This is a genomic window from Actinomadura sp. RB99, from assembly GCF_014706005.1.
GTDB lineage: Bacteria > Actinomycetota > Actinomycetes > Streptosporangiales > Streptosporangiaceae > Spirillospora.
This window is the reverse complement of record NZ_JABMCA010000062.1, coordinates 1-22,980: the sequence shown is the minus strand read 5'-3', so window position 1 is coordinate 22,980 and position 22,980 is coordinate 1. Positions and strand designations below refer to the sequence as shown.

General features: G+C 73.9%; 18 protein-coding genes and 2 pseudogenes. 9 read left to right on the top strand and 11 right to left on the bottom strand.

From position 1 onward, the window contains the following. Positions 1–136: 136 nt before the first annotated feature. On the top strand, positions 137–1,492 hold the full coding sequence (locus amrb99_RS37600) for an ATP-binding protein (RefSeq protein WP_190865425.1): 1,356 nt from the start codon (positions 137–139) through the stop codon (positions 1,490–1,492). A 108-nt stretch (positions 1,493–1,600) separates the two neighbouring features. On the opposite strand, the gene amrb99_RS37595 is transcribed toward amrb99_RS37600, so the two are convergent. The 3 genes from amrb99_RS37595 to sigE form a co-directional block, all read right to left on the bottom strand. Next, entirely contained in the window at positions 1,601–2,149 is a 549-nt protein-coding gene (locus amrb99_RS37595) for a YceI family protein (RefSeq protein ID WP_190865423.1), read from the bottom strand. Positions 2,150–2,309: 160 nt separating this feature from the next. Beyond that, positions 2,310–3,125, bottom strand: coding sequence for an alpha/beta fold hydrolase (locus tag amrb99_RS37590; protein WP_190865422.1), 816 nt, complete (start codon positions 3,123–3,125; stop codon positions 2,310–2,312). A gap of 85 nt (positions 3,126–3,210) precedes the next feature. After that, positions 3,211–3,741 (bottom strand): RNA polymerase sigma factor SigE, encoded by a 531-nt coding sequence (gene sigE / locus amrb99_RS37585; RefSeq protein ID WP_190865485.1) that lies wholly within the window; start codon positions 3,739–3,741, stop codon positions 3,211–3,213. A gap of 177 nt (positions 3,742–3,918) precedes the next feature. On the opposite strand from sigE, the gene amrb99_RS37580 reads away from it, so the two are divergent. The 3 genes from amrb99_RS37580 to amrb99_RS37570 all read left to right on the top strand — a co-directional run bounded on the left by amrb99_RS37580 (position 3,919) and on the right by amrb99_RS37570 (position 8,672). Beyond that, positions 3,919–5,220, top strand: coding sequence for an esterase-like activity of phytase family protein (locus amrb99_RS37580; protein ID WP_190865419.1), 1,302 nt, complete (start codon positions 3,919–3,921; stop codon positions 5,218–5,220). A gap of 144 nt (positions 5,221–5,364) precedes the next feature. Continuing rightward, on the top strand, positions 5,365–6,939 hold the full coding sequence (locus amrb99_RS37575; RefSeq protein ID WP_190865417.1) for an acyl-CoA synthetase: 1,575 nt from the start codon (positions 5,365–5,367) through the stop codon (positions 6,937–6,939). Positions 6,940–7,055: 116 nt separating this feature from the next. Continuing rightward, positions 7,056–8,672, top strand: coding sequence for a serine/threonine-protein kinase (locus amrb99_RS37570; protein WP_190865415.1), 1,617 nt, complete (start codon positions 7,056–7,058; stop codon positions 8,670–8,672). On the opposite strand, the pseudogene rho reads toward amrb99_RS37570, so the two are convergent. After that, positions 8,669–9,766 (bottom strand): annotated as a pseudogene (rho, locus tag amrb99_RS37565) (transcription termination factor Rho); the annotation flags it as partial. The gene amrb99_RS37570 and the pseudogene rho overlap by 4 nt on opposite strands. A 458-nt stretch (positions 9,767–10,224) precedes the next feature. Beyond that, positions 10,225–10,986 carry a PEP/pyruvate-binding domain-containing protein gene (locus amrb99_RS53455; RefSeq protein ID WP_190865411.1) on the bottom strand — a complete coding sequence of 254 codons (762 nt, stop codon included), beginning with the start codon at positions 10,984–10,986 and terminating at the stop codon, positions 10,225–10,227. 202 nt (positions 10,987–11,188) lie between these two features. Here amrb99_RS53455 and amrb99_RS37555 point away from each other — a divergent pair, with 202 nt between their 5' ends. Then, on the top strand, positions 11,189–11,950 hold the full coding sequence (locus amrb99_RS37555; protein ID WP_190865409.1) for an enoyl-CoA hydratase/isomerase family protein: 762 nt from the start codon (positions 11,189–11,191) through the stop codon (positions 11,948–11,950). Positions 11,951–12,010: 60 nt separating this feature from the next. On the opposite strand, the gene amrb99_RS37550 is transcribed toward amrb99_RS37555, so the two are convergent. From amrb99_RS37550 to amrb99_RS37540, 3 genes are all read right to left on the bottom strand, one after another. Further along, positions 12,011–12,889: a hypothetical protein gene (locus amrb99_RS37550; protein WP_190865407.1), complete on the bottom strand. Its 879-nt coding sequence runs from the start codon at positions 12,887–12,889 to the stop codon at positions 12,011–12,013. Positions 12,890–12,962: 73 nt separating this feature from the next. Further along, positions 12,963–13,607, bottom strand: a complete 645-nt coding sequence (locus tag amrb99_RS37545) for a LuxR C-terminal-related transcriptional regulator (RefSeq protein WP_190865405.1) — start codon at positions 13,605–13,607, stop codon at positions 12,963–12,965. After that, entirely contained in the window at positions 13,571–14,884 is a 1,314-nt protein-coding gene (locus amrb99_RS37540; RefSeq protein WP_347257021.1) for a histidine kinase, read from the bottom strand. The genes amrb99_RS37545 and amrb99_RS37540 overlap by 37 nt, the downstream gene beginning before the upstream one ends. Before the next feature lie 211 nt (positions 14,885–15,095). Here amrb99_RS37540 and amrb99_RS37535 point away from each other — a divergent pair, with 211 nt between their 5' ends. Then, a complete protein-coding gene (locus amrb99_RS37535) occupies positions 15,096–17,303 on the top strand; it encodes an MMPL family transporter (RefSeq protein ID WP_190865403.1) in 2,208 nt (735 codons plus the stop codon). A gap of 16 nt (positions 17,304–17,319) precedes the next feature. On the opposite strand, the gene amrb99_RS37530 is transcribed toward amrb99_RS37535, so the two are convergent. After that, entirely contained in the window at positions 17,320–18,558 is a 1,239-nt protein-coding gene (locus amrb99_RS37530) for an RDD family protein (RefSeq protein WP_190865402.1), read from the bottom strand. Between the two features lie 199 nt (positions 18,559–18,757). Here amrb99_RS37530 and amrb99_RS37525 point away from each other — a divergent pair, with 199 nt between their 5' ends. Together amrb99_RS37525 and mca are read left to right on the top strand one after the other, a co-directional pair. Then, positions 18,758–20,188: an MDR family MFS transporter gene (locus amrb99_RS37525; protein ID WP_190865400.1), complete on the top strand. Its 1,431-nt coding sequence runs from the start codon at positions 18,758–18,760 to the stop codon at positions 20,186–20,188. Next, on the top strand, positions 20,185–21,075 hold the full coding sequence (mca, locus tag amrb99_RS37520; protein WP_190865398.1) for a mycothiol conjugate amidase Mca: 891 nt from the start codon (positions 20,185–20,187) through the stop codon (positions 21,073–21,075). Before amrb99_RS37525 ends, mca begins: the two co-directional genes overlap by 4 nt. Here mca and amrb99_RS37515 read toward each other — a convergent pair. Further along, entirely contained in the window at positions 21,072–21,920 is an 849-nt protein-coding gene (locus amrb99_RS37515; RefSeq protein WP_347257020.1) for a polysaccharide deacetylase family protein, read from the bottom strand. The genes mca and amrb99_RS37515 overlap by 4 nt on opposite strands. 107 nt (positions 21,921–22,027) lie before the next feature. On the opposite strand from amrb99_RS37515, the gene amrb99_RS37510 reads away from it, so the two are divergent. Next, the gene (locus amrb99_RS37510) at positions 22,028–22,837 is read left to right on the top strand and encodes an ABC transporter permease (RefSeq protein ID WP_190865396.1); all 810 of its coding nucleotides are present in this window, start codon (positions 22,028–22,030) and stop codon (positions 22,835–22,837) included. Here amrb99_RS37510 and amrb99_RS37505 read toward each other — a convergent pair. Continuing rightward, positions 22,761–22,980 (bottom strand): annotated as a pseudogene (locus amrb99_RS37505) (IclR family transcriptional regulator C-terminal domain-containing protein); the annotation flags it as partial. The gene amrb99_RS37510 and the pseudogene amrb99_RS37505 sit on opposite strands and share 77 nt — an antisense overlap.

Below are 22,980 nucleotides of genomic sequence, written 5' to 3'. Positions count from 1 at the left end.
GCTTCGGAGGAACCGTCATAAAACGGGATGTCCCGGCTAGGGGGGTGGAAAACCCGGCCAGTGATTTCGGGCCACGTTTAGTGACTGGCCGGTAACCTGTTTCGGCGACCCGGTAACCCGTGACACTCTGTGATGCATGCGGATGCGCCCCCGGTCGATCAGGGCCAGGGACACCGTCGTCGCGGCCGTCATCGCGGCGCTCGTGTGGGGCGTCAGCGCCGTCGGCGTCGATCTCGCGATCCGCACGATCGTCCGGGACGACCTGCTGCAGCGCACGCAGGTGGACGCGCGGCGGGTCAGCGGCGGCGTCCGGGACGGCACGCTGCGCGGCCCGATCCCCGACTCCAGCGACGGCCGCGTGCTGGTACAGGTCGTCGCGCCGGGCGGCCGCGTCCGGGAGGCCACGCCGGCCGCCGCGGGACGCCCGCCGGTCAGCCGGCTCTGGCCGTCCCCGGGCCTGCGGGTTCGGGACTTCACCGAGTGCCACGGGAGCTGGCCGCACCGGCGGTGCCTCGTCGCGGAGGCGATCCGCGCCACCACCGCGCCCGACTCGGTCGTGGTGTACGCGGCCGAGCCGATGCCGTCCTACCTGGTCAACGGGCTGCTGGAGGGGCTCCTCGCGGCCGGGGTGGCGGTCCTCGCCGGGATCGCGGCCTGGGTCACCTGGCGGGTCGTCGGCCGGACGCTCGGTCCCGTCGAGGCGATCCGCGCCCAGCTCGCCGAGATCAGCGCGACGGATCTGAGCCGGCGGGTGCCCGAGCCGCCCGGCGAGGACGAGATCGCGCAGCTCGCCCGCACCGCGAACGCGACCCTCGACCGGCTGGAGGCGGCGGTCGGGCGGCAGCGGCAGTTCGCCTCGGACGCCTCGCACGAGCTGCGCACCCCGATCGCGGGGCTGCGCGCCAACCTCGAGGACGCCTCGATGCACCCCGAGGACAACGACCTGCCCGCCGTCGTCGAGCAGGCGCTGCACGACACCGACCGGCTGGAGTCGATCGTCACCGACCTGCTGCTGCTCGCCCGCATCGGGACGGGCGGGACCGTCGCCCAGGAGCCGATCGACCTGTCCGCGCTGGCCGGCGCGGAGATCGGCCGCCGCACGTTCCAGGTGAAGATCGAGAAGGAGCTCGCGCACGGCGTGACGGTGCGGGGCGTGCGGATGCAGCTCGTGCGGCTGTTGGGGAACCTGCTGGACAACGCCGAGCGGTACGCCGACGAGGTCATCGCCGTGGAGGCCGTGCGCGACGGCGGCCACGCGCTGCTCACCGTGACCGACGACGGCGTCGGCATCGCGGCCGCGGACCGCGAGCGGGTCTTCGAGCGGTTCACCCGGCTGGACACCGCGCGCAGCCGCGGCGCGGGCGGCACCGGGCTGGGGCTGGCCATCGCCCGCGAGATCGCGGAGGCGCACGGCGGCACGCTGCGCGTCGAGGAGGACCCGCGCGGCGCCCGCTTCGCCCTCCGCCTCCCCCTGGCCCCGGCCGGTGAATGACCGGGCACCGGGCGGACCGTGGAAAGGGGAAAGGGCCGTCCACGGGGTGTGGGACGGCCCTTTCCGGTGGGCGCCCGTGCGGGGCGGGCGCCCGGGAGGATGGTTCGGTCAGGCGCGGACGGCCTGGATCTCCAGCTGGAGGTTGACCTTGTCGCCCAGGAGGGCGCCCTCGCCCTTCAGCGGGACGTTGAACTCGATGCCCCAGTCCTTGCGGTTGATCGTGGTCTCGGCGGAGAACCCGGCGCGCGTGCCGCCCCACGGGTCCTCGGCGACGCCGTTGAACTCGACCTTCAGGCTGACCGGACGGGTGACGCCCTTGATCGTGAGGTCGCCGTCCAGGTAGTACTCGCCGCCCTCGGCGCGCACGCCCTTGGTGTTGAAGGTCATGGTCGGGTGGTTCTCGACGTCCAGCACGTCCGCGGTGCGCACGTGGGCGTCGCGGTCGGCGTTGCGGGTGTCGAGGGAGGCCACCTTGATCTCGGCGTGCGCGGTGGAGCCGGCGAGGTCGTCGGCGATCTGCACGGAGCCGGAGAACTCGGTGAACGACCCGCGCACCTTGGTCATCAGGTGGCGGATGGTGAAGGTGACCTCGGAGTGGGTCGGGTCGATGTTCCAGGTGCCGGCGGTCAGGCCCGGGGCGATGGTGTCGATGCTCATCGGTGACTCCAATGCGACGTAGGTGCTTGAAACTTCAACGACTATCCCGGAGGTTAGTTGAAGGCTCAAACACATGTCAACCGCCCCTTGTTCCCCGGCGCGCGAACCGGCGGGACGCAGGGCCGGGGTGGCCGTGCGTCCCGCCGGGCGCCGAAGGGCGTTAGGACGCGGCGCTCTCCGGGCGGGCGCCGAGGAGCGGGTGGGCGCTGCCGTCCAGCAGGACGCGGGCGACCCGCGGCGGGTCGTCGGACATGGGGACGTGCCCGCAGCCCTCCAGCCAGACGAACCGGGCGTGCGGGAGCCGGCGCTGCGCCCGGACGGCCTGGCTGCGCAGCAGCAGGCGGTCCTTGGTGCCCCAGGCGATCGTGACGGGGACGTCCGCGCAGGCGCCGGCGAAGCGGGTGGCGCGGCCGGCGCGGAGCGTCGGCTCGAAACCGGCGGCGTCGCGCATGGCGCGGGCGTCGCCGGTGAGGGCCTCCAGGTCCATCAGGTCCGGACGGCCGTAGATCATGCCGAACATGGCGGCGCGGCGGCGCGGGGAGCGCGCCAGCCGGGCCAGGACGGCGTCGGGGACGCGGGCGCCGAGCCGGGACGCGCGCAGCACCGAGGACGCGTAGCGCAGTTCCGCGGCGTTGAAGAACCCGGCGGGCGACAGCACCGTGGCGGAGCTGACGAGGCCGCGGTCGGCGGCCTCCAGGGCGAACAGGCCGCCGAGCGAGTTGCCGGCGATGTGCGGGCGGTCCAGGCCGAGGTCGGCGAACGCCTCGGCGAGGACGGAGACGGCGGAGTCGAGCGTGTAGGGAACGCCGTCGGGCAGGGGCGGGGACTCGCCGAAGCCGGGCAGGTCGACGGCGATGACGTCGCGTTCCGCGGCGAGCAGGTCCAGGACGGGGGACCAGCCCTGCCGGCGGTGGCCGATGCCGTGCAGGAGGACCAGCGGCGGGCCTTCGCCGCGGCGGTCGAAGACGATGTCCACGGGCCGAGGGTAGGCCCGAAGTTACTCGTCGGTCACTAGTGACGCTCGTCACCTCCGCCGGCGGGCAAGGGGGCACGGCGGGCGGTCAGCCCGGCGCGACCTCGGCGGGGCGGCGGTGCTCCAGCGCGTTGCGCAGCTGCGCCCGGCCCCGGTGGATGCGGGAGCGGACGGTGCCGAGCTTCACCCCGAGGGACGCGGCGATCTCCTCGTAGGTGAGGCCCTCGATGTCGCACAGCACGACGGCGGCGCGGTACTCGGGGGCGAGGCCGTCCAGGGCCTTCTGGATGTCGGCGTCGAGGTGGCGCTCGTCGTAGGACTGGGCGGGGCTCGGCTCGCGGCCTTGGAGCCGCTCGGCGGCGTCGTCGGCGAGCGCGTCGAAGCGGATGCGCTGCTTGCGGCGGGCGCGGTCGAGGAACAGGTTGGTGGTGATGCGGTGCAGCCAGCCCTCGAACGTGCCGGGGCTGTAGGACGACAGCGAGCGGAAGACCCGGATGAAGACGTCCTGGGTCAGGTCCTCGGCGTCGTGCCGGTTGCCCGTAAGGCGGTACGCCAGCCGGAACACCCTTGTGGAGTGCTCGGTGACGATCTCCTCCCACGTCGGAGGAGTCCACGCCATCGTCCCTGCGCTCACCACGACCCCCGTCTGATACGAAATCGTTACGGCCAAGCATGCCGGTACCCAGATAAGACCGGTGTAAGAAGCTTTCGGCGTGGCCGGATCCGGCGGTCCGGCGATCCGGCCCTTCACCTGGGGATCATCGGCCGGACATCCTGGGGCTCTACGGTCCCGGCTGTGACAGATCGCTCATTTCCTTACCGGACGCTCATCGCCGGCCTCGCCCTCGCGGCGGGCCCCGCCGCCGTGCTCGCCCCCGGGACCGCGCTCGCCGCGTCCCGCCCGTCCCCGGAGAGCGCGACCCTTCCGCGGATCCCGCTCGCGCGGTTCCAGAACGGGCTGCTGCCCGGCAGCGTCGCCGACGACCACGGGGTGGCGCTCGGCGGGATCGGCAGCGACCTGTTCCACGAGAAGGGCGCCCCGCGCGACGAGTTCTGGGCGATCACCGACCGCGGCCCGAACGGCACCGTCACGGTGGACGGCGAGGACCGCACGACGTTCCCCGTCGCCTCGTTCGACCCGACGATCGTGAAGCTGCGGGTCCGCAAGGGCGCCATCAAGATCACTCGGGCGCTGCCGATCGCGAACGCGCAGGGCCGCCCCGTGACCGGACTGCCGAACGTCGAGGGCCGCGAGTCCGCGCCGTACACCCTCGACGGGAAGACGCGGCTGGCCTACAACGGCGACGGCATCGACTCCGAGGGGCTCGTCCGCACGAAGGACGGCGACTTCTGGGTGGCGGAGGAGTACGGCCCGTCGCTGCTGCACCTGGACCGCCGCGGACGCGTCGTCGAGCGGTACGTCCCGCAGGGCTGGACTGGGAAGGCCGGTTACCCAGTGAAGGCGGTGCTGCCTTCAATCCTGAACAAGAGGACCGAGAACCGTGGCTTCGAGGGCCTGACCGTATCTCCGGACGGTAAGTCCTTGTACGTCGCGGTGCAGAGCCCGCTGTCGAATCCGGACAAGAGCGCCTACAAGAAATCGCGGATCGCGCGCGTGTTCCGGTTCGACCTCCGGAAGGGGAGCGTGTCCGGCGAGTACGCGTACCGCTTCGAGGACGTGTGCGCGTTCGACCCGTCCGACTGCGGGGACCAGAAGGAGATGAAGATCTCCGCGCTGACCGCCGTGAACGACCACGAGCTGCTGGTGGACGAGCGCACCGACAACGTCGCCCGGATCTACCGGGTCGACCTGCGCAAGGCCACCGACATCCTCGGCATGCGCTGGGACGACGAGCGGACGACGCCGTCGCTGGAGCAGTCCGAGTCGGGCATCGCGCCGCTGCCGAAGACCTTGGCCGTGGACCTCGGGAAGGTCGCGGGCGTCCCCGGCAAGATCGAGGGCGTGGCGCTCGCCGACGGCCGCACGCTCGCGGTGATCAACGACAACGACTTCGGGCTCGGCACGTTCGGACCGGACGGCCGGCTGGTCGACAGCGGCGTCCCGACGAAGCTGACCTACGTCCCGCTGCCGCGCTGACCGGACCGCCGGGCACGCGCGCCGACCGGGCCGGCACCGTGTGACCGAACTCATTGGACTCGATGACAACAGCCATTGAGACGATCGCCGGTCGCCGAGGATGATCGGAGGCGTCCCACCCACCCCGACATCCGAGGACGTGGCATGGCGCGCAGCTACAACCTGGCCGATCTGCTCGAGATCCTGGCGGAGGCGGGGCCCGAGCGCCCCGCCCTCGTCGCCGGCGGCGAGCGGCGCACGTACGCGCAGCTCGACGAGCGGGCGAGCCGGGTCGGCCACCATCTCGCCGCCGCGGGCGTCCAGGCCGGGGAGCACGTCGCGATCCTCGCCTACAACCGGGCGGAGTGGGTCGAGGCGATGATCGGCGCGTTCAAGATCCGCGCGGTGCCGATCCCGGTGAACTACCGGTACGTCGCCGGGGAGCTGCACCACGTCCTGTCCGACTCCGACTCCGTCGCGCTCATCGGGGAGCGGTCGCTGCTGGAGAAGGTGGAGGAGGTCCGCGGCGACCTGCCGAAGCTGCGGCACGTCGTCGTCCTGGAGGACGGCTCGTCCGCGGACATCCCGGACGCCGTCGGCTACGAGGAGGCGCTCGCGGCCGCCGCGTCCGGCAACGACTTCCCGGAGCGCTCCAGCGACGACCGCTACATCATGTACACCGGAGGCACCACCGGCTACCCCAAGGGCGTCGAGTGGCGCTGCGAGGACATCTTCTTCGGCGCGCTCGGCGGCGGGAACGTCCTCGGCGACCCCATCACCAGCCCGGAGGCGATCGCCGCGAACGCCGAGCAGCCGCCGATGGCCGTGCTCGACTGCGCGCCCGTCATGCACGGCGCCGGCCAGTGGGTCGCGTTCATGGGCCTGTTCAGCGGGGCGAAGGTCGTCCTCTACACCGACCACGCCTTCGACGCCGGGACGGCGCTGACGCTCCTCGCCGAGGAGCAGGCGAACGTCCTGATGCTGGTCGGGGACGTGATGGCCCGCCCGGTCGCCAAGGCCGTCGCGACCGGGGCGTACGACACGTCCTCGCTGATGGCGATCGCGTCCGGCGGTGCGCCGCTGACGGAGGGCGCGAAGGCGGCACTGCGCGAGCACCTGCCGACCATCATGTTCCTCGACAACTACGGCGCGTCCGAGACGGGCGCGTGCGGGCCGTCCGTGGACGCCAAGGAGGGCACCGCCCGGTTCATGATGCGGCCCGGTATCACCGTCCTGGACGACGACCTCAAGGCGGTCGCGCCCGGCCGGATCGGCAAGCTCGCGCGCAGCGGCCACATCCCGATCGGCTACTACAACGACCCGGCGAAGACCGCGTCGACGTTCTTCACCGACGCCGACGGCACCCGCTGGTCGGTCCCCGGCGACTTCGCGAGCCTGGAGGAGGACGGCACGATCACGCTGCTCGGCCGCGGCTCCCTCATGATCAACACCGGGGGCGAGAAGGTCTACCCGGAGGAGGTCGAGGTCGCGCTGAAGGACCACCCGGACGTGTACGACGCGGTCGTCGTCGGCCTGCCGGACGAGCGGTTCGGGCAGCGCGTCGCCGCCGTCGTCGCGCCGCGCCCCGGCGCGACGGTCACGCTGGACGGGCTGACCGAGCACTGCCGCGGCCGCCTCGCCGGGTACAAGCTGCCCCGCGAGGTGAAGGTGGTCGACGAGGTGCAGCGCACCGCCGTCGGGAAGTCCGACTACAAGTGGGCCAGGTCCGTCTTCGCCTGATCCGCGCCGGTCGCCGGAACGGCGGCCGCCGCAACCAGCGACGCGCCGGAAAGCGGTCAAGAAAGAATTGACGGGGCGGGGGCGTGCGGCGCCGATTCCGGGCGCATAACGTCCCCATGGACGGGGACCGGCCGGAACCGCTCGCGCGGCGGTACCGGCTGCTCTCCGTGGTCGGCCGCGGCGGCATGGGCACCGTCTGGCGCGCCTACGACGAGATGCTGGACCGGGACGTGGCGGTCAAGGAGGTCCGGCTGCCCGGCCGCATCACCGGGGCGGAACGCCGGGCGCTGTGCCGGCGGCTGCTCGCCGAGGCGCGGGCGACCGCCGCGCTCCGCCATCCCGGCGTCGCCGCCGTCCACGACGTCCTCATGGAGGACGGCCGCCCGTGGATCGTGATGGAGTTCCTGCCGTCGTGCTCGCTGAACCGGCTGATCGGCGAGGGCGGGCCGCTCGGCGTGCGGCGGACGGCGCGGATCGGCGCGGCGGTGCTGTCGGTGCTGCGCGCCGCGCACGGGGCGGGCATCCTGCACCGCGACGTGAAGCCGAGCAACGTCCTGGTCTGCGACGACGGCCGGGTCCTGCTCACCGACTTCGGGCTGGCGCTGCACACCGACCGGGGCCGCGGCGCCGGCGGGGCGCTGCAGGCCGAGACGATGGCGGCGGGCATCGAGGGGTCGCCCGCCTACCTCGCGCCGGAACGGGTGCACGGGCTGCCGAGCGTCGAGGCGTCCGACCTGTGGTCGCTCGGCGCGACGCTCTACACCGCCGTCGAGGGGTTCTCGCCGTTCCTGCGCTGCCATGCGCTCGCGTCGATGGTCGCGGTGCTGCTCGGCGACCGCCCGCGGCCCGTCCGCGCAGGGGCGCTCACCCCTGTCATCGAGGGGCTGCTGCGGGAGCGGCCCGAGGACCGGCTGTCCGCCGAGGCGGCCGCCCGGATGCTGCAGGAGGTCGCGGACGCCGAACCGGCGGGCGCGACGGCCGCGGTCCTGGGCCCCGTCCCGAGGCCGGCCCGGCCGGAACCGGTCCGGGCCGGGTCAGGAGGGCACCCGGCCTGCGCGGACGGTGCGCCGCGCGTCCGGCGGTCGCTGCGGGTCCCGGTGCCGGTCGGGCGGCGGCTGCGGCCCGGCGCGGTGCTGAGCGTCGCGCTCCTCGCGGCCGTGGCGGCCGGGGTCGGCACGTGGACGGCGCGGTGGAACTCCGTCGGGAAGAGCGACTCGGTGGCGCTGCGGCCGGCCGCGGGCGTCGAGGCGAAGATGGTGAAGTACACCGAGGAGGGCGGCTACTCGGTGCGCGTTCCGGCCGGCTGGCAGAGCGAGCGGCGCGACGACGTCATGGAGTGGCAGGACGAGGCCACCGGGCGGGGGCTGCGCATCTCCCCGGCTCCGGGCGAGCCTCTGAGCGGGCTGCGCGCGGCCGAGCGGAGGTCCGAGGCGCGGCACCTGTATCCCGGGTACCGCCGGCTGCGGCTGGAGGCCGCACCGGAACTCGGCGGCGACGCCGCGGAATGGGAGTTCGTCTGGAACGGCGGCGGACAAGGCGGCGGTGGGCAAGGCGACGGGCAAGGCGGCGGGCAAGGCGGGGGTCAGGGAGCCTCGGCACAGGGCGGGGTGCACGTGCTGTGCAGCCGCGCCGCCGGATACGAGTTCTGCTTCCACGCGCCCGAACCGCACTGGACGCCGGGTCAGCGGCTCTACGACCGCGTCCTCAGGACGTTCAGGCCGCAGAAGGGCTAGAGGCTCTTCTGGAGCCGGAGCAGGAACTCGGCGTTCGACGAGGTGCCCTTCATCTTCTCCAGCAGCTGCTCGATCGACTGCTGCCTCTCCAGGCCCTGGAGGGCGCGGCGCAGCCGCCAGGTGAGGGCGAGCTCCTCGGGCGACATGAGCAGCTCGTCGCGGCGGGTGCCGGACGCCTCGATGTCGACGGCGGGGAACACCCGCCGGTCCGCGAGGCCCCGGTCGAGCTTCAGCTCCATGTTGCCGGTGCCCTTGTACTCCTCGAAGAACACGTCGTCCATCCGGGAGCCGGTCTCCACCAGCGCGGTCGCGAGGATGGTCAGCGAGCCGCCGTTCTCGATGTTGCGGGCGGCGCCGAAGAACTTCTTGGGCGGGTAGATCGCGGTGGTCGCGACGCCGCCGGCGAGGATGCGGCTGCTGGACGGCGCCGCGAGGTTGTAGGCGCGGCCGAGCCGGGTGATCGAGTCGAGCAGCATCACCACGTCGTGGCCCTGCTCGACGAGCCGCTTGGCGCGCTCGACGGCCAGCTCGGCGAGGGAGGTGTGCTCCTGCGCGGGCCGGTCGAACGTCGAGTGGATCACCTCGCCGCGGACCGTCCGCTGCATGTCGGTGACCTCTTCGGGGCGCTCGTCGATGAGCACCATCATGAGGTGCACCTCGGGGTTGTTCGTGCTGATGGCGTTCGCGAGGGCCTGCAGCACCATCGTCTTGCCGACCTTCGGCGGCGACACGATCAGCCCGCGCTGCCCCTTGCCGATCGGCGCGACCAGGTCGATGACGCGGGTCGCGAGCGGGCCGGTGTCGAGGCGCAGCCGCTCGTCCGGGAACAGCGGGGTCAGCTTGGCGAACTCGGGGCGGCCGGCGGCCTGCTCGGGCGGCAGCCCGTTGACGGACTCGACGGTGGCGAGCGCGCCGAACTTCTCCCGGCCGCTCTTCGGCGGGCGGGCGGTGCCCGCGACGGCGTCGCCGGGCCGCAGGTGGTACGTCTTGACCTGCGCGAGCGAGACGTGCACGTCGTCGTTGCCCGGCAGGTAGCCGGACGTGCGGACGAACGCGTGCTTGTCCTGGACGGCGAGGATGCCGTGGAACGGGACGGCCGGCTGGTCGTCGGCGGCGGGCCGCCTCGCCTGCTGCTGAGCGCTCTTGCGCGCGGCCGGGACGGCGTGCGCCCGGCTCTCGGCGGGGCGGCGCTCCGAAGTCAGTGTGGGAGTGGACATACGGGTCCCTTCTCAGGGCGGCGCGGTGAACGCCGCGCCCCCTGGAGTCGATTCCCGCGTACGGCGGCGGAGCCCGCGGCGCGTACGCGAGGAGAATACGAGAAATGCAGCTCGGTTCACCGGGCTGACGTCGGCTCCCTTGTGCGACGGTCCGGGACGCTCGTCGGCGCGTCCGGACGGGGGATCACCGGGCGCTCAGATGGCCCGGGCGGGGAAGAAGTGCGCCTCAACCGCGGATCGCGGGAAATCAAAGGCGCTGCCTTGACAGTACAGCACCGGAGGCCGTCCGCGCATTCCCCAAGGTCATCGGTGCGTCCTCTCCTCGGGTCGGCGCGTCAGCTGGCGGGGCGGCGGGCACGGGGCAGGGTCAGGGACGACAGCGGGCGCGTCTGGAGCAGCCAGAGGGCGCCCTCCCGGTCGAACCCGAACTCGATCTCCTGCGGGCCGCCGAACAGGGCCGCCGCGCGCGCGGCCAGCTTGACCAGTGCCCGAAGCTGCGGCCGGGAGAGCGGCTCCTCCTCCGGCGCGCCGGTGTCACGCTTCATGCTCAGGACCTTGCCGCGCCGGTTGAGCGCGTAGGTCGTGGCGGCCTGGTTGTCGCGGAGCGCGCGCGGGCCGCCCAGCGCCGCCGAGACGATGACCCGCTCGGCGCGGCTCTCTAACGGGTCCGCGCCGAACAGCACGCCGCCCGCCACCAGCTCCAGCTGCGGCTGGACGAGGATCGCCGTGGACGCGGGCCCGGTGGCGGAGGCCACCACGCCCCTGACGGCCTTGAGGAACTCCGGCCAGCCCTTGACGTCCAGGGCGGACACGTACCGGCCCGGGGCGCCCTCCTCGTGCGTCGACGAGGACCGGACCGCGAGGGCCCGGGCGCCGTTCCCGCTGAGGCGGGCCCACGCCTTCCGCAGCTCGCCGGTGTTGCGGTAGTGCTCGCCGCGCGGGAAGCACTGCACGGGGATCACGAAGCCGGGCGGCACCGGCAGCCCGTTGCGCGCGGCGCGCGAGAGGTCGGACGCCTTGGCGCCGGCCATGTCGGGGGCGGCGGCCAAGGGGTCGTCCAGGTTGATCGTCCAGAAGGCGTGCGCGCTCTGCTGCACCACGAGCTCCGTTTCGGGTCGGAGGGACCCCTGATGTGTCCATAATCCGGCGGGCGTCGCCAGAATTCCTCCCTCACGCGGGGTGTTCCTAATCCATCCGGAAGGAGTATCCGTGGGGCGCTTCTGTCGTCCTCGGGGCGGAGGGGCGCCCGCCGCGCCGGGTCCGTACGATGATGCCGCTGGTGGAGCGGTAGGGAGGGCCATGGGCGGCGGGTTGCGGTGCGAGGTCGCGGGCGGGGTGGGGACGATCACCATCGACCGCCCGGAGAAGCGGAACGCCATGTCGGCGGACATGTGGCGGGCCCTGCCCGGCATCCTGGACGGCCTGGAGGCCGACTCCGGCGTCCGGGTCGTGGTGCTGACCGGGGCGGGCGGGAACTTCTGCGCCGGCGCGGACATCGCGGAGCTGACCGACATCCACCGCGACGACGACTCGCACCTGTCGACGGTCGCCGAGCGCGCCCTCGCCGCGTTCCCGAAGCCGACGCTGGCCGCGATCGAGGGGTTCTGCGTCGGCGGCGGCTGCCAGCTCGCGGCGGCGTGCGACCTGCGGTTCGCGGCGCCGGGCGCCCGGTTCGGGATCACCCCCGCCAAGCTCGGCATCGTCTACCCGGCCGCGGCGACGGCCCGGCTCGTCCGGCTCGTCGGGCCGTCCGCCGCGAAGTACCTGCTGTACTCGGCGGATCTCGTCGACGCCGACCACGCGCTGCGGATCGGGCTGCTGAACGAGATCGCCGGCGACCTCCCGGCGCGGGTCGCGGCGTTCGCCGAGACCCTCGCGTCGCGCTCGCTGCTGACCCAGCAGGCGACCAAGGACATCGTGGACGCCATCGCCGCGGACGGCCCCGTCGAGGAGAAGGTCCGGGGGTGGCTGGAGGAGGTCGCGGCGCGCGGCGAGGTCGCCGAGGGCATCGCGGCGTTCCTCGAACGCCGCCCGCCCCGCTTCACCTGGACGGGCAAGTAGTTCGCCGGGACCGCGGGCTGGGGTCCGTCTCGAAGTGGGCCGGGACTGCAGAAATACGGGCTAGGACGCGTCGAGGAGGCGGGCGGCGGGGAGCCGGCGCAGCCGGGCGGCCGCGCGGGACGGGTCGTCCAGGAGCCCGGCGGTCTCCGGGAGGCGCAGCTCCGCCAGCGGCAGCACGCCGCACAGCAGGTCCCCGGACGTCCGGACGATCAGCAGGGGCCCGACCTGCGCGGCGGCCCGCGCGGTGCCGCGCAGCGCGTCCAGCAGCGCCGCCGCCTCGGCGGTGGCGGCGCCGGGGCCCGGGCGGAGCGCGGCGAGCAGCTCGATGAAGTCGCGTTCCAGGCCGCGGGGGCTGCGGCCGGACAGGTAGAGGCGGTCGCCGTCCGCCAGCTCGCACCACAGCCCGTAGCGTTCGAGGAACCGCTCGAACGGGTCGGCCAGCGCGGCGCGGGCGGCGTCGGGCGCGGCGGTGAGGGACGCGGCGACGAGGTCGGCGGGCTCCGCGCCGAGCGACGCGGCCACGGCCTGGTCGAGCCGCGCGACCAGGTGCGCGCGGAGCGCGGCGACGTCGGCGGCGAGCCGTTCGAGGGCCGCCTTCTGGGTGTTCAGCCGCTCGTTGACCTCCGGCACCATCCGGTCGTTGATCTGCGCGACCAGCGAGCCGATCCGGTCGTCGGTCTCGCGCAGCGACTCGGCCAGCCGGTCCTGCCCGGCGGTGAGCGGCGCCAGCTCCGCGGCCCGCTCGGCGGTGAGCCGCTCCAGCCGCTCGCGCTGCGCGGAGCGGAAGTGCTCCAGCTCGTCGCGGGTGTCCTTGAGCGCGGTGAGCTGGGTGCGGATGTCGGCGATCTCCGGTGCGCCGGCCCGCCGCCTGCGGTCGAACGCCAGGTAGAGCTCGCGGCCCGCGATCGCCAGGCAGAGCAGGACCAGGATCACCTTCATCGCGCCCTCCCAAGGGCCCCTTTTCGCCCGAGCAACATAGTTCACCGCGCGGGGGCCCGGGTAGTCCGCTCCGTCAGTGGTTGAGGTAGGCGAGGACGGCGAGGACGCGGCGGTTGGTGTCGTCGGTGACGGGCAGGTCGAGCTTGGCGAAGATGTTCGCGGTGTGCTTGGTGACGGCGCGCTCGGTCACGACCAGCCGCTCCGCGATCGCCGCGTTCGAGCGGCCCTGCGCCATCAGCTCCAGCACCTCGGTCTCGCGGGGGGTGAGCCGGCCCAGCGGGGTGTCGCGGGTGCCGCTGGCGACCAGCCGGGAGATGACCTCGGGGTCCATCGCGGTGCCGCCGGAGGCGACCCGGCGGACCGCGTCGACGAACTGGGCGGTGTCGAACACCCGGTCCTTCAGCAGGTAGCCGATGCCGCCGGTGCCGTCGGCGAGCAGCTCCCGGGCGTACAGCTGCTCGACGTACTGCGACAGCACCAGCACCGGCAGGCCCGGGATCCGGCGGCGCGCCTCCAGCGCCGCCTGCAGGCCCTCGTCGGTGAAGGACGGCGGCAGGCGCACGTCGACCACCGCCACGTCCGGGCGGTGGTCGACCAGTGCCTTCAGCAGCGAGGGCCCGTTGTCGACGGCGTCGGCGATCTCGAAGCCGTGCGTCTCCAGGAGGCTGACGAGGCCCTCTCTCAGGAGGGCGAGGTCTTCGGCGAGGACAACGCGCACGGCAGCTCCAGCGTGACGATGGTCGGGCCGCCCACGGGGGAGTTGAGGGCGAGCACGCCGTCGAATGTACCGATCCGCCGCTCGATCCCGCGCAGCCCGGTGCCGCCGGCCAGGGACGCGCCGCCGTGCCCGTCGTCGGTGACGGTGATGCGCAGCATGCCCCGCTCGTGCCGCATGTCGACCCAGACGCGGGACGCGCCGGAGTGCTTGGCCGCGTTGGTGAGGATCTCCGACACCGCGAAGTAGGCGGCGGACTCGACCGGCGGCTCGGGGCGGGCCGGCAGGTCGGCGGTGACCTCGACGTGCAGCGGGTGGTCGAGGGCGAGCGCCTTCACCGCGTCGCCGATGCCGCGGTCGGCGAGCACCGGCGGGTGGATGCCGCGGACGAGGTCGCGCAGCTCGTGCAGCGCCTTCGCGGACGACTCGCGGGTCTGCGCCAGCAGGATCCGCGCCTTCTCCGGGTCCTTGTCGAGCAGGTGCTCGATCGCGCCGAGGCTCATGCCCATCGCGACGAGCCGGGCCTGCGCGCCGTCGTGCAGGTCGCGCTCGATGCGGCGCAGCTCGGCGGCGGAGGCGTCCACCGCCTCGGAGCGGGTCTCGGTGAGGTGCCGGACGCGCAGCGCGAGCCGGGACTTCTCGGTCGGGCCGAGGACGGCCTTGCCCCACCGCCCGTACACCCGCATCATCGCCGGGCCGAGCAGGTGACCGGCGACGACGCACAGCGTGGCGACGACCAGCGTGGAGCCGACCCGCCCGGCGTCGCGGCCGTAGCCGTCGGTGACGTGGATGTAGGCGTACCAGTCGCTGCCGCCGTAGTGGCCGATCATGTCGCCGGCGAACGTCGCGACGGCGTACCCCCACAGCCCGTACAGGATGAGTATGCCGGGCAGCGCCGCGGTGAACAGCGCGACGAACGGGTCGGCGGCCACCCACAGGTAGTCCCGCCAGGTGGCGGGGTCGGAGGCGAGCGCCATGAAGCGGCGCACCGCGCCCTTGACCCCGGGCTCCGGCGCGGGCTCGGGGAGGTACGGCCGCTCGATCCGGTGCCCCGTCCACTGCTCGATCTTGGCGCGGTAGACGTCGAGCTGCTTGCGCAGCGCCATCGTCGCGGACGGGAACAGCAGGATCCCCACGAAGCTCGAGATCAGCGAGATGACCGTGAGGAACCACAGTCCCACGAAGGTCGCCGGGATCCCCAGGAACCACAGCCCGAGCCCGCGCCAGGGCGTCTTCAGCCACCGCTGCCAGGGGGCCTCGCTCACCGGCCGTTCGTTCACCGCGTGCTCGTTCACCGTGTTCCTCCGGTCGTCGCCTGCCGTCGTGCGTCCAGTCTCCGGCCGGCGTCCGTCCAGCACAGTGTGCCCGCAACCCGGACGAGGGGTGTACCTGACTACACCCCCGGACGGTGGTCAGGGCCATGTCGGCGGGGCCGCCGCCCCTATTGGCTTCTTGGTGTCACCCCGCACCGACGACCCCCAGGGGACTCCCATGAGAAGGAACCTCGCCGCCGCGCTCGGCGGCTGGAGCGCGCGGCACCGGATGGCGGCCGTCCTCGGCTGGCTGCTGTTCGTCGTCCTGGCCTCGGTGCTGGGCGGCGCGGTGGGCCAGACCACGATGGCGGAGCACGAGCAGGGCGCCGGGCGGTCGGCGCACGCCGAGAAGATCATCGACGACGCGGGCATCGACGACCCCGACTCGGAGACCGTGCTGGTCACCGGGCCCGCGGGCGCGCCGCAGACGGCCCGCGCCGTCGCGGCCGTCCGGGCGAACGTGCGGGCCACCGGGAAGATCACGGACCTGCGGCCGGACACGGTCGCGCGGGACCGGCGGCACGTGATCGTCCAGTTCACGCTGAAGAAGGCGCCGGACGGCGCGCCGGACCCGCTGCCCGCCGTCGAGGACGCGGTCGCGAAGGCGCAGCGCGACAACCCGAAGGTGACGATCGGCGAGTTCGGCGGCGCGACGGCGGACGCCTGGTTCGACAACGCGCTCGGCAAGGACTTCAAGCGCGCCGAGATGACGGCGGTGCCGCTGGCGATCGGGATCCTGCTCGTCGCGTTCGGCGCGCTGCTCGCCGCCGTCCTGCCGGTGGTGCTGGCGTTCACCGCCTACCTCGCGGCGGGCGGGCTGCTGGCCGTGGCCAGCCACGCGGTGCACGTGGACGACACGACGAACTCGGTGATGCTGCTGATGGGCCTCGCCGTCGGCGTCGACTACTGCCTGTTCTACCTGCAGCGCGAGCGCGAGGAGCGGCGCCGCGGCCGGGACCGGGAGAGCGCGCTGGCGATCGCCGCGGCCACCTCGGGACGGTCCGTGCTGGTCTCCGGCGTCACCGTCATGATCGCGATGTCCGGGATGTTCCTGTCCGGGCTGCTGCTGTTCAAGGGGTTCGCGGTCGCGACGATCCTGGTCGTGTGCATCGCGATGCTCGGCTCGGTGACGGTGCTGCCCGCGCTGCTGTCGCTGCTCGGCGACAAGGTGGAGTTCGGCCGGATCCGGCTGCCGCGCCGGCGCGGAGCGGGCCGCCGCGGTGAGCGCGCCGGTCGTCGCGGTGAGCGCGCCGGGGTCGTGGGGGTGCTGCTCAAGCCCGTCCTGGCGCGTCCCGGGATCGCGGCGGTGCTGTCGGCGGGGCTGCTGCTGGCGCTGGCGGCGCCCGCGCTCGGCATGAGGACCGCGAAGCTCGGCATCGACCAGCAGGTCCCGCCCGGCGAGCGGATCGCGCGGACCTACACGGAGCTGAACAAGGCGTTCCCCGGCAACCCGGCGCCCGCGAACGTCGTGGTGAAGGCCCGCGACATCGACGCCCCGCAGGTGAAGGCGGCGATCGGGGAGCTGAAGCGGCGCGCCCTCGCGTCCGGCGAGATGAACGCGCCGATCGAGGTGACCGTGCACCGGAAGGCGAACGTCGCGGAGATCGAGGTGCCGCTCGCCGGCTCCGGGTCGGACGCCGCCTCGAAGCACGCGCTGCGGACGCTGCGGGACACGATCGTCCCGCAGACCGTCGGACGGGTCGCGGACGCGCCGGTGAGCGGGCAGCTCGCCTGGTCCACCGACTACAACGCGCAGCTCAGGCACGCGATCGTGCCGGTGTTCCTGTTCGTCATGGGCGTCACGTTCCTGCTGATGCTGGTGTTCTTCCGGTCCCCCGTCATCGCGCTGACCGCGATCGGGCTGAACCTGCTGTCGGTGGGCGCCGCGTACGGGGTGATGGTCGCGGTGTTCCAGCACGGCTGGGGGGACTCGCTGGTCGGGACGCGGGGCGCGGGCGCGCTGGAGTCGTGGATCCCGCTGTTCGTGTTCGTGGTGCTGTTCGGGTTGTCGATGGACTACCACGTGTTCGTGGTGTCGCGGATCCGCGAGGCCCGGGACCGGGGGCTCGACACCGCCCGCGCGGTCGGCGAGGGCGTCCGCGCCACCGCCGGGGTCGTGACCAGCGCCGCCGTCATCATGGTCGCCACGTTCGCGATCTTCGGGACGCTGTCGATGCAGGACTTCAAGCAGCTCGGCGTCGGCCTGGCGGTGGCGGTGCTGATCGACGCGACCGTCGTCCGGATCGTGCTGCTGCCCGCGGTGATGGCGCTGCTCGGCCGCGCGAACTGGTACCTGCCGCGCTGGCTGGGGTGGCTGCCGCGGGTCTCGCACGGCGAGGCCGCGCCCGTCCCGGCATCGGCGCCGCCCGCCGTCCCGGTCCCCTAGCCCTCCTCGGCCGGCCCTAGCCGGGCGGCGGCTGCTCGTACGGCTGCCGGAATGCGTCGTCCGGCGCGGGATGGCCGTACGGAGGCTGCTGCGGCGGCGGGGCCGGCTGCTGTACCGGTTGCTGGGCCGGGGACGGCGGGAAGGCCGGTTGCGGGAGGGCTGGCGGGGGCGGTGGTAGGGCGGGCTGTGCCGGTTGCTCGACGGCACGGCCCGCCCTGCGCTCCTGGTAGGCGTCCCGGATGCGGCCGCCGAACCGCTTGCCCGCGTCCTGCACCTGCTGCGCGCGCTCGCTCGCCGCGACCTCGCGCAGCTTCCCGGCGGACTGCCGGCCGAGCTCCCGCAGCCGCTCGGCCCGCTCGGACTCGATCGCCTGCTGCACGCGCTCGTGCTGGGCGAGCCGCGCGGCGTTGTCGCGGGCGGCCTGCCCCACCACCTGCCCCGCGGCCTGGGCGCCGTCCCACGCGATGACGGCGCCCTGCCGCGCGGCCGCCGCGGCGCGCCGGTAGGCGCCCGCCCGCATGACGACGGTGCCGCCCACGAGGTCGGCGAGCGTGCGCCGCCGCCGGCCGGCGAGCGCGGGCAGGCTGTTGGCCAGGAAGGCGAGGACCGCGAGCGTCCACAGCAGGACGGCGAAGAAGAACAGGCCCTCGAGAAGGAGCACCCAGGCGAGCGCGTAGAGGCCGGTGCCCGACGCGGTCGTGAGCAGCGCCCGGCGCAGCGCGCGGCCCTTGCCCGGACCGGCCTCCGCGGAGGCGTGCCGGACGCGCAGGTCCATCGCGGCCTTCCCGGCCGTCCGCCCGGTCCAGGCGAGCCCGACGAACTGGTGGAGCAGTTCCGCGAGGACGAGCAGCAGCAGGGCCTGCTCGACGGCGGTGACGAACGCGCCCCAGGCCCCCGCGCCGAGCTCGCCCGCCGCCTTCCCCACGCTCCCGCCGGACACCAGGAGCTCGAACCCCGCCGACATCGCCTTGCGCGGCAGGTCCTCGGCGACGTAGGACTGCAGCCGCCCCCACGTCACGCCCGCGAGCAGCACGGCCACGCCGACCAGGATCGCGGCGTCGATCGACCAGGCCAGCAGCCGCCGGCCGCGGGGCGCCGCCTCGCTCGCGGGCCCGGACGGCTCGGACGGCTCATACGAGCCGTATGACGCATACGGCGTGTACGGCGGCGGGGGCGGCGGTGGAGCCGGTTGCGCGGGGCCCTGGTACGGGCCGCGATAGGGCTCGGGGAACGGGGAGGGCGGAGGGCCGTGCACGCGGGAACCTCTCTGGCTCGATGGAGATCATCGCGATCCTAGGGACCCCGCTCCCCGGCCGCCATCGGTTGACCGCGACTTGCCGGCGGGAGGCGCTCGTCTGCACCGATCCAAAACTAGGTTGAGTCTAAAAATAGCCTTGACCGAGTAAGTGGACTGAGCCTAAAGTTCGGTTCGACCTACTTACTTGGAGGTGTCCATGACCGCGCCCTCCCGCGCGCCCGCCGCGCCGGCCGCCGCCCCGGAACGGCTCGACCCGGCGCTGCTGAAGACGTCGTTCGTGCTGGTCCTCGGGCCGATCCTCGCCCTGCTCGACACGACGATCGTCGGCGTCGGCCTGGACGCGGTCGCCCGCGACCTCGGCGGCCCCGTCACGACCCTGCAGTGGGTGTCCGCCGGGTACCTGCTGGCGATCTCGATGGTGATGCCGCTCGCCGGCTGGGCGAGCGACCGGTTCGGCGCCCGGACGATGTGGATGACGTCCGTCGCGCTGTTCACCGCCGGGTCCGCGCTGTGCGGGCTCGCCTGGTCGGCCGGGAGCCTGATCGCGTTCCGGGTCCTCCAGGGGATCGGCGGCGGGCTGATCCAGCCGATCGGCCAGTCGATCGTCGTGCGGGCCGCCGGGCCGAAGCGGCTCGGCCGGGTCTTCGGCGTCACCGTCCTGCCGCTGACGTTCGCGCCCGTCCTCGGGCCGGTGCTCGGCGGGCTCATCGTCGAGCGGCTCGACTGGCGCTGGATGTTCCTGGTGAACGTCCCGCTCGGCCTGCTCACGCTGGTGCTCGCGGCCCGCTACGTCCCCGCGTTCGCTGGGGCCGCCGCCGGGGCGGCGCGGCGGCTGGACGTCCGCGGCCTCGCCCTGCTGTCGCCCGGCCTCGCGGCCGTCGTCTACGGCCTCTCCGAGGTCGGGACGGCGGGGTTCGGCGCGGCCCGCGTCGTCGTCCCGCTCGCCGCCGGGACGGTCCTGCTCGCCGGATACGGTGTCCACGCCCTGCGCCGCCGCGGCGCGGCGCTGATCGACCTCGGCCTGTTCGCCCGGCGCGGCTTCGCGGTCGCGACGGCCAACTCGTTCCTGCAGGGCGCCGCGCTCTACAGCTCCATGCTCCTGCTCCCGCTCTACTACCAGCAGGTCGAGCACGTGTCGGCGCTGGACGCCGGGCTGCTGCTCGCGCCGCAGGCCCTCGCCACCGCCGTCGTGACGCTCCTCGCGTCGCGGCTGGCCGACCGGATGGCGCCGCGCCCGCTGATCCTCACCGGGATCGCCGTCACGGTCGCCGGGACGGTCGCGTTCACGCAGGTCGGCTCGCACCCGGCGGGCTGGCTGCTGGCGCTGTCGCTGATGCTGCGCGGCGCGGGCCTCGCCCTGGTGATGGCGCCCGGCATGGCGGCCGTCTACGCGAGCGTCCGCCCGGACGAGACCGCCCGCGCCGCCGGAGCCGTCAACACCGTCAACCGGGTCGGGGGCTCGCTCGGCACCGCGGTGCTGGCCGTCGTCCTGCAGCGCTCGCTCGGGCATCACGCACCGGCCGCCGCGTACGGCGCCACGTTCTGGTGGGTGGTCGGGCTGTCCGCCCTGACGCTGATCCCCGCCTTCTTCTACCCCTCCCGCGACTCCCGGAAGGAGCGCGCATGAACCTGCGCATCACCCGCGAAGAGCGGCCGCGGCTGCTGACCGTCCACGCCCACCCGGACGACGAGTCGAGCAAGGGCGCCGCGACGCTCGCCAAGTACGCCGCCGAGGGCGCGGACGTCCTGGTCGCGACCTGCACGGGCGGGGAGCGCGGCAGCGTCCTCAACCCGGCGCTCGACCGGCCGGAGGTCCGCGCGGACCTGCCCGCGATCCGGCGCCGCGAGATGGAGGCGGCGCGGCGGATCCTCGGCGTCCGGCAGCGGTTCCTCGGCTTCACCGACTCGGGGCTGCCGGGCGACGGCGAGGCCCTGCCGGCGGGCTGCTTCGCGCTGGAGCCGCTCGCGGACGCGGCGCGCCCGCTCGTCGCGCTCATCCGCGAGTTCCGCCCGCACGTCGTGGTCACCTACGACGAGACCGGCGGGTACCCGCACCCCGACCACATCAAGACGCACGAGGTCACGGCGGAGGCGTTCGACGCCGCCGCGGACCCGGGGCGCTACCCCGGGACCGGACGCCCATGGCGGTCGGCGAAGCTGTACTACCAGGGCGCGTTCTCGCGGGACTGGTTCCAGGCGCTGCACGACGGGATGCTCGCGCGCGGCCTGGAGTCGCCGATGGGGCCGGTGCTCGCGGAATGGCCAGACGGCGCCGCGCCCCTGGAGATCACCACGCGCGTCCCGTGCGCGGAGTACTTCCCCGTCCGGGACCGGGCGCTCCTCGCCCACGCCACGCAGGTCGACCCGCACGCCGGGCTCATGCTGCACCCGCGCGACGTCGAGCGGGAGGTGTGGCCCACCGAGGACTACCGGCTCGCCCGCTCGCACGTCGAGACGCCGCTGCCGGAGGACGACCTGTTCGCCGGCCTCCGCCCGCCCACCGCCGTGCGCTAGAGCGCGACGAAGGTGAGGCCGCGCTTCTTCATCTTCGGGATGACCTTGCGCAGCGCCGCGATGGTCTGCGAGCGGTCGCCGCCGCCGTCGTGGCACAGCATGATGTTGCCGGCCTTGCCACGCAGCATCGTCCGGCGGATGTGCCCGACGCCCGGCCGGGACCAGTCGCGCGGGTCGACCGCCCAGTCGATCGGCAGCATGTCGTGCTCGGCGACGAGCTCCAGGATCGTCTTCGACCACGCGCCGCCCGGCGAGCGGAAGAACTGCGGCTCGATGCCGGTGGTGTCGGCGATCCGGTCGCGCGCCTGCATCATCTCCTTCTTGACCCGCTTCCTCGGCAGGCCCGCGATGGTGATGGGGTGCGTCTCGGTGTGGTTGCAGATCTGGTGGCCGGCGGCGGCGACCCGGCGCACCAGCTTCGGCCACTCCTTCACCTGCTCGCCGATCATGAAGAAGGTCGCGTGGATCTCGTGCTCGGCCAGCAGGTCGAGCACCTTCGGCGTGTACTCCGGATGCGGGCCGTCGTCGATGGTGAGCGCGATCGTCTTCGGCGGCGGCGCCGGGGACAGCTGCGTCAGCTCGCGGACGGGCGTCTCCAGCGCGGTCAGCCGCGCCGTCGTCCACGACGCGGGGCGCGGCGTCGGCGTCGGGGACGGTGTCGGCGTCGGCTTCGGATGGATGACGGGCCGGGCCCGCGGCATGGGCACGGACGGCTTCGCCGAGGCGCGCGCCGCATGGGACGGATGCGCCTCGTCCGCGCCGATCGCGGTGAGGCCGACGGCGGCGGCCCCCATCAGCCAGAGCGCTCTGCGGCGGGACGTCCCGCCTGCCTCCACGTCCTCCACAAGTCCCACGCTATCGGGCTTTTCGCGTCCTTGAGCGGCCTTGCGGATCACAATCGACTCAAATGGGAAGAGCGGTTACAGAAGATCGTTTGGTCCGGGGGGTGGGGATGAGCGCGGGGCCCGCGGTCGGACCACTCCTGGCGCTCGTCCTCGGCTCGCTCGCGGTGGCCGCGGCGGCGCTCGCGCGGCTCGGCCGGCTCGGTCTCGGACGGGACCTGGTGGTCGTCGCCCTGCGCGCGACGGTGCAGCTCGCGGCGGTGTCCGCGCTGATCGCGGCGGTGCTGCGCGACGCCGGCTACACGGCCGCGTTCATCGCCGGGATGGTGGTCATCGCCGTGGTGACGGCGGGCCGCCGCATCACCGGCGCGCTGCGCGCCGGCGCGTGGACGACCGCGCTGCCGATCGTCGCGGGCGTCGCGCCCGTCCTCGCGCTGCTGCTCGCGTCGCGGCTCGTCCCGTTCCGCACCGTGTCGGTGCTGCCGATCGCCGGCATCTTCATCGGCGGCGCCATGTCGGCGACCGGGCTGACCGGGCGGCGCGCGCTCGACGAGCTGGCCACGCGGCGCGGCGAGTACGAGGGCGGGCTCGCGCTCGGGCTGATGCCGCGGGACGCGGCGATGGAGGTGTGCCGCCCGGCCGCCGCGCTCGCGCTGTTCCCCGTGCTCGACCAGACCCGGACGGTCGGGCTCGTCACGCTGCCCGGCGCGTTCGTCGGCGTGCTGCTCGGCGGCGCCGACCCCGTCCAGGCGGGCGCGACGCAGCTGCTGGTGCTCATCGGGCTGCTCGCCATCGAGGTCATCGCGGTGCTCATCACGCTCGAACTCGTCGCGGCGGGCGTCCTCACCCGGGCGGGCCGGCGGCCGCCGGACGGCGGTAGTCGGCGGAGATGGCGTCCGCGGTCGCGAGCAGGCCGGTGAGGTCGCCGCCGTCCGGGACGGTCACCGCCGCCACCACGTCTCCCGCCGCGTCGCGGACCGGCGCGGCGGCGTAGCGGCCGGGCGCGCCCGCGCGCGCCAGGTCGTCGAGCAGCGCGGGCGGGCCGGTGACCAGGCGGGCCGCG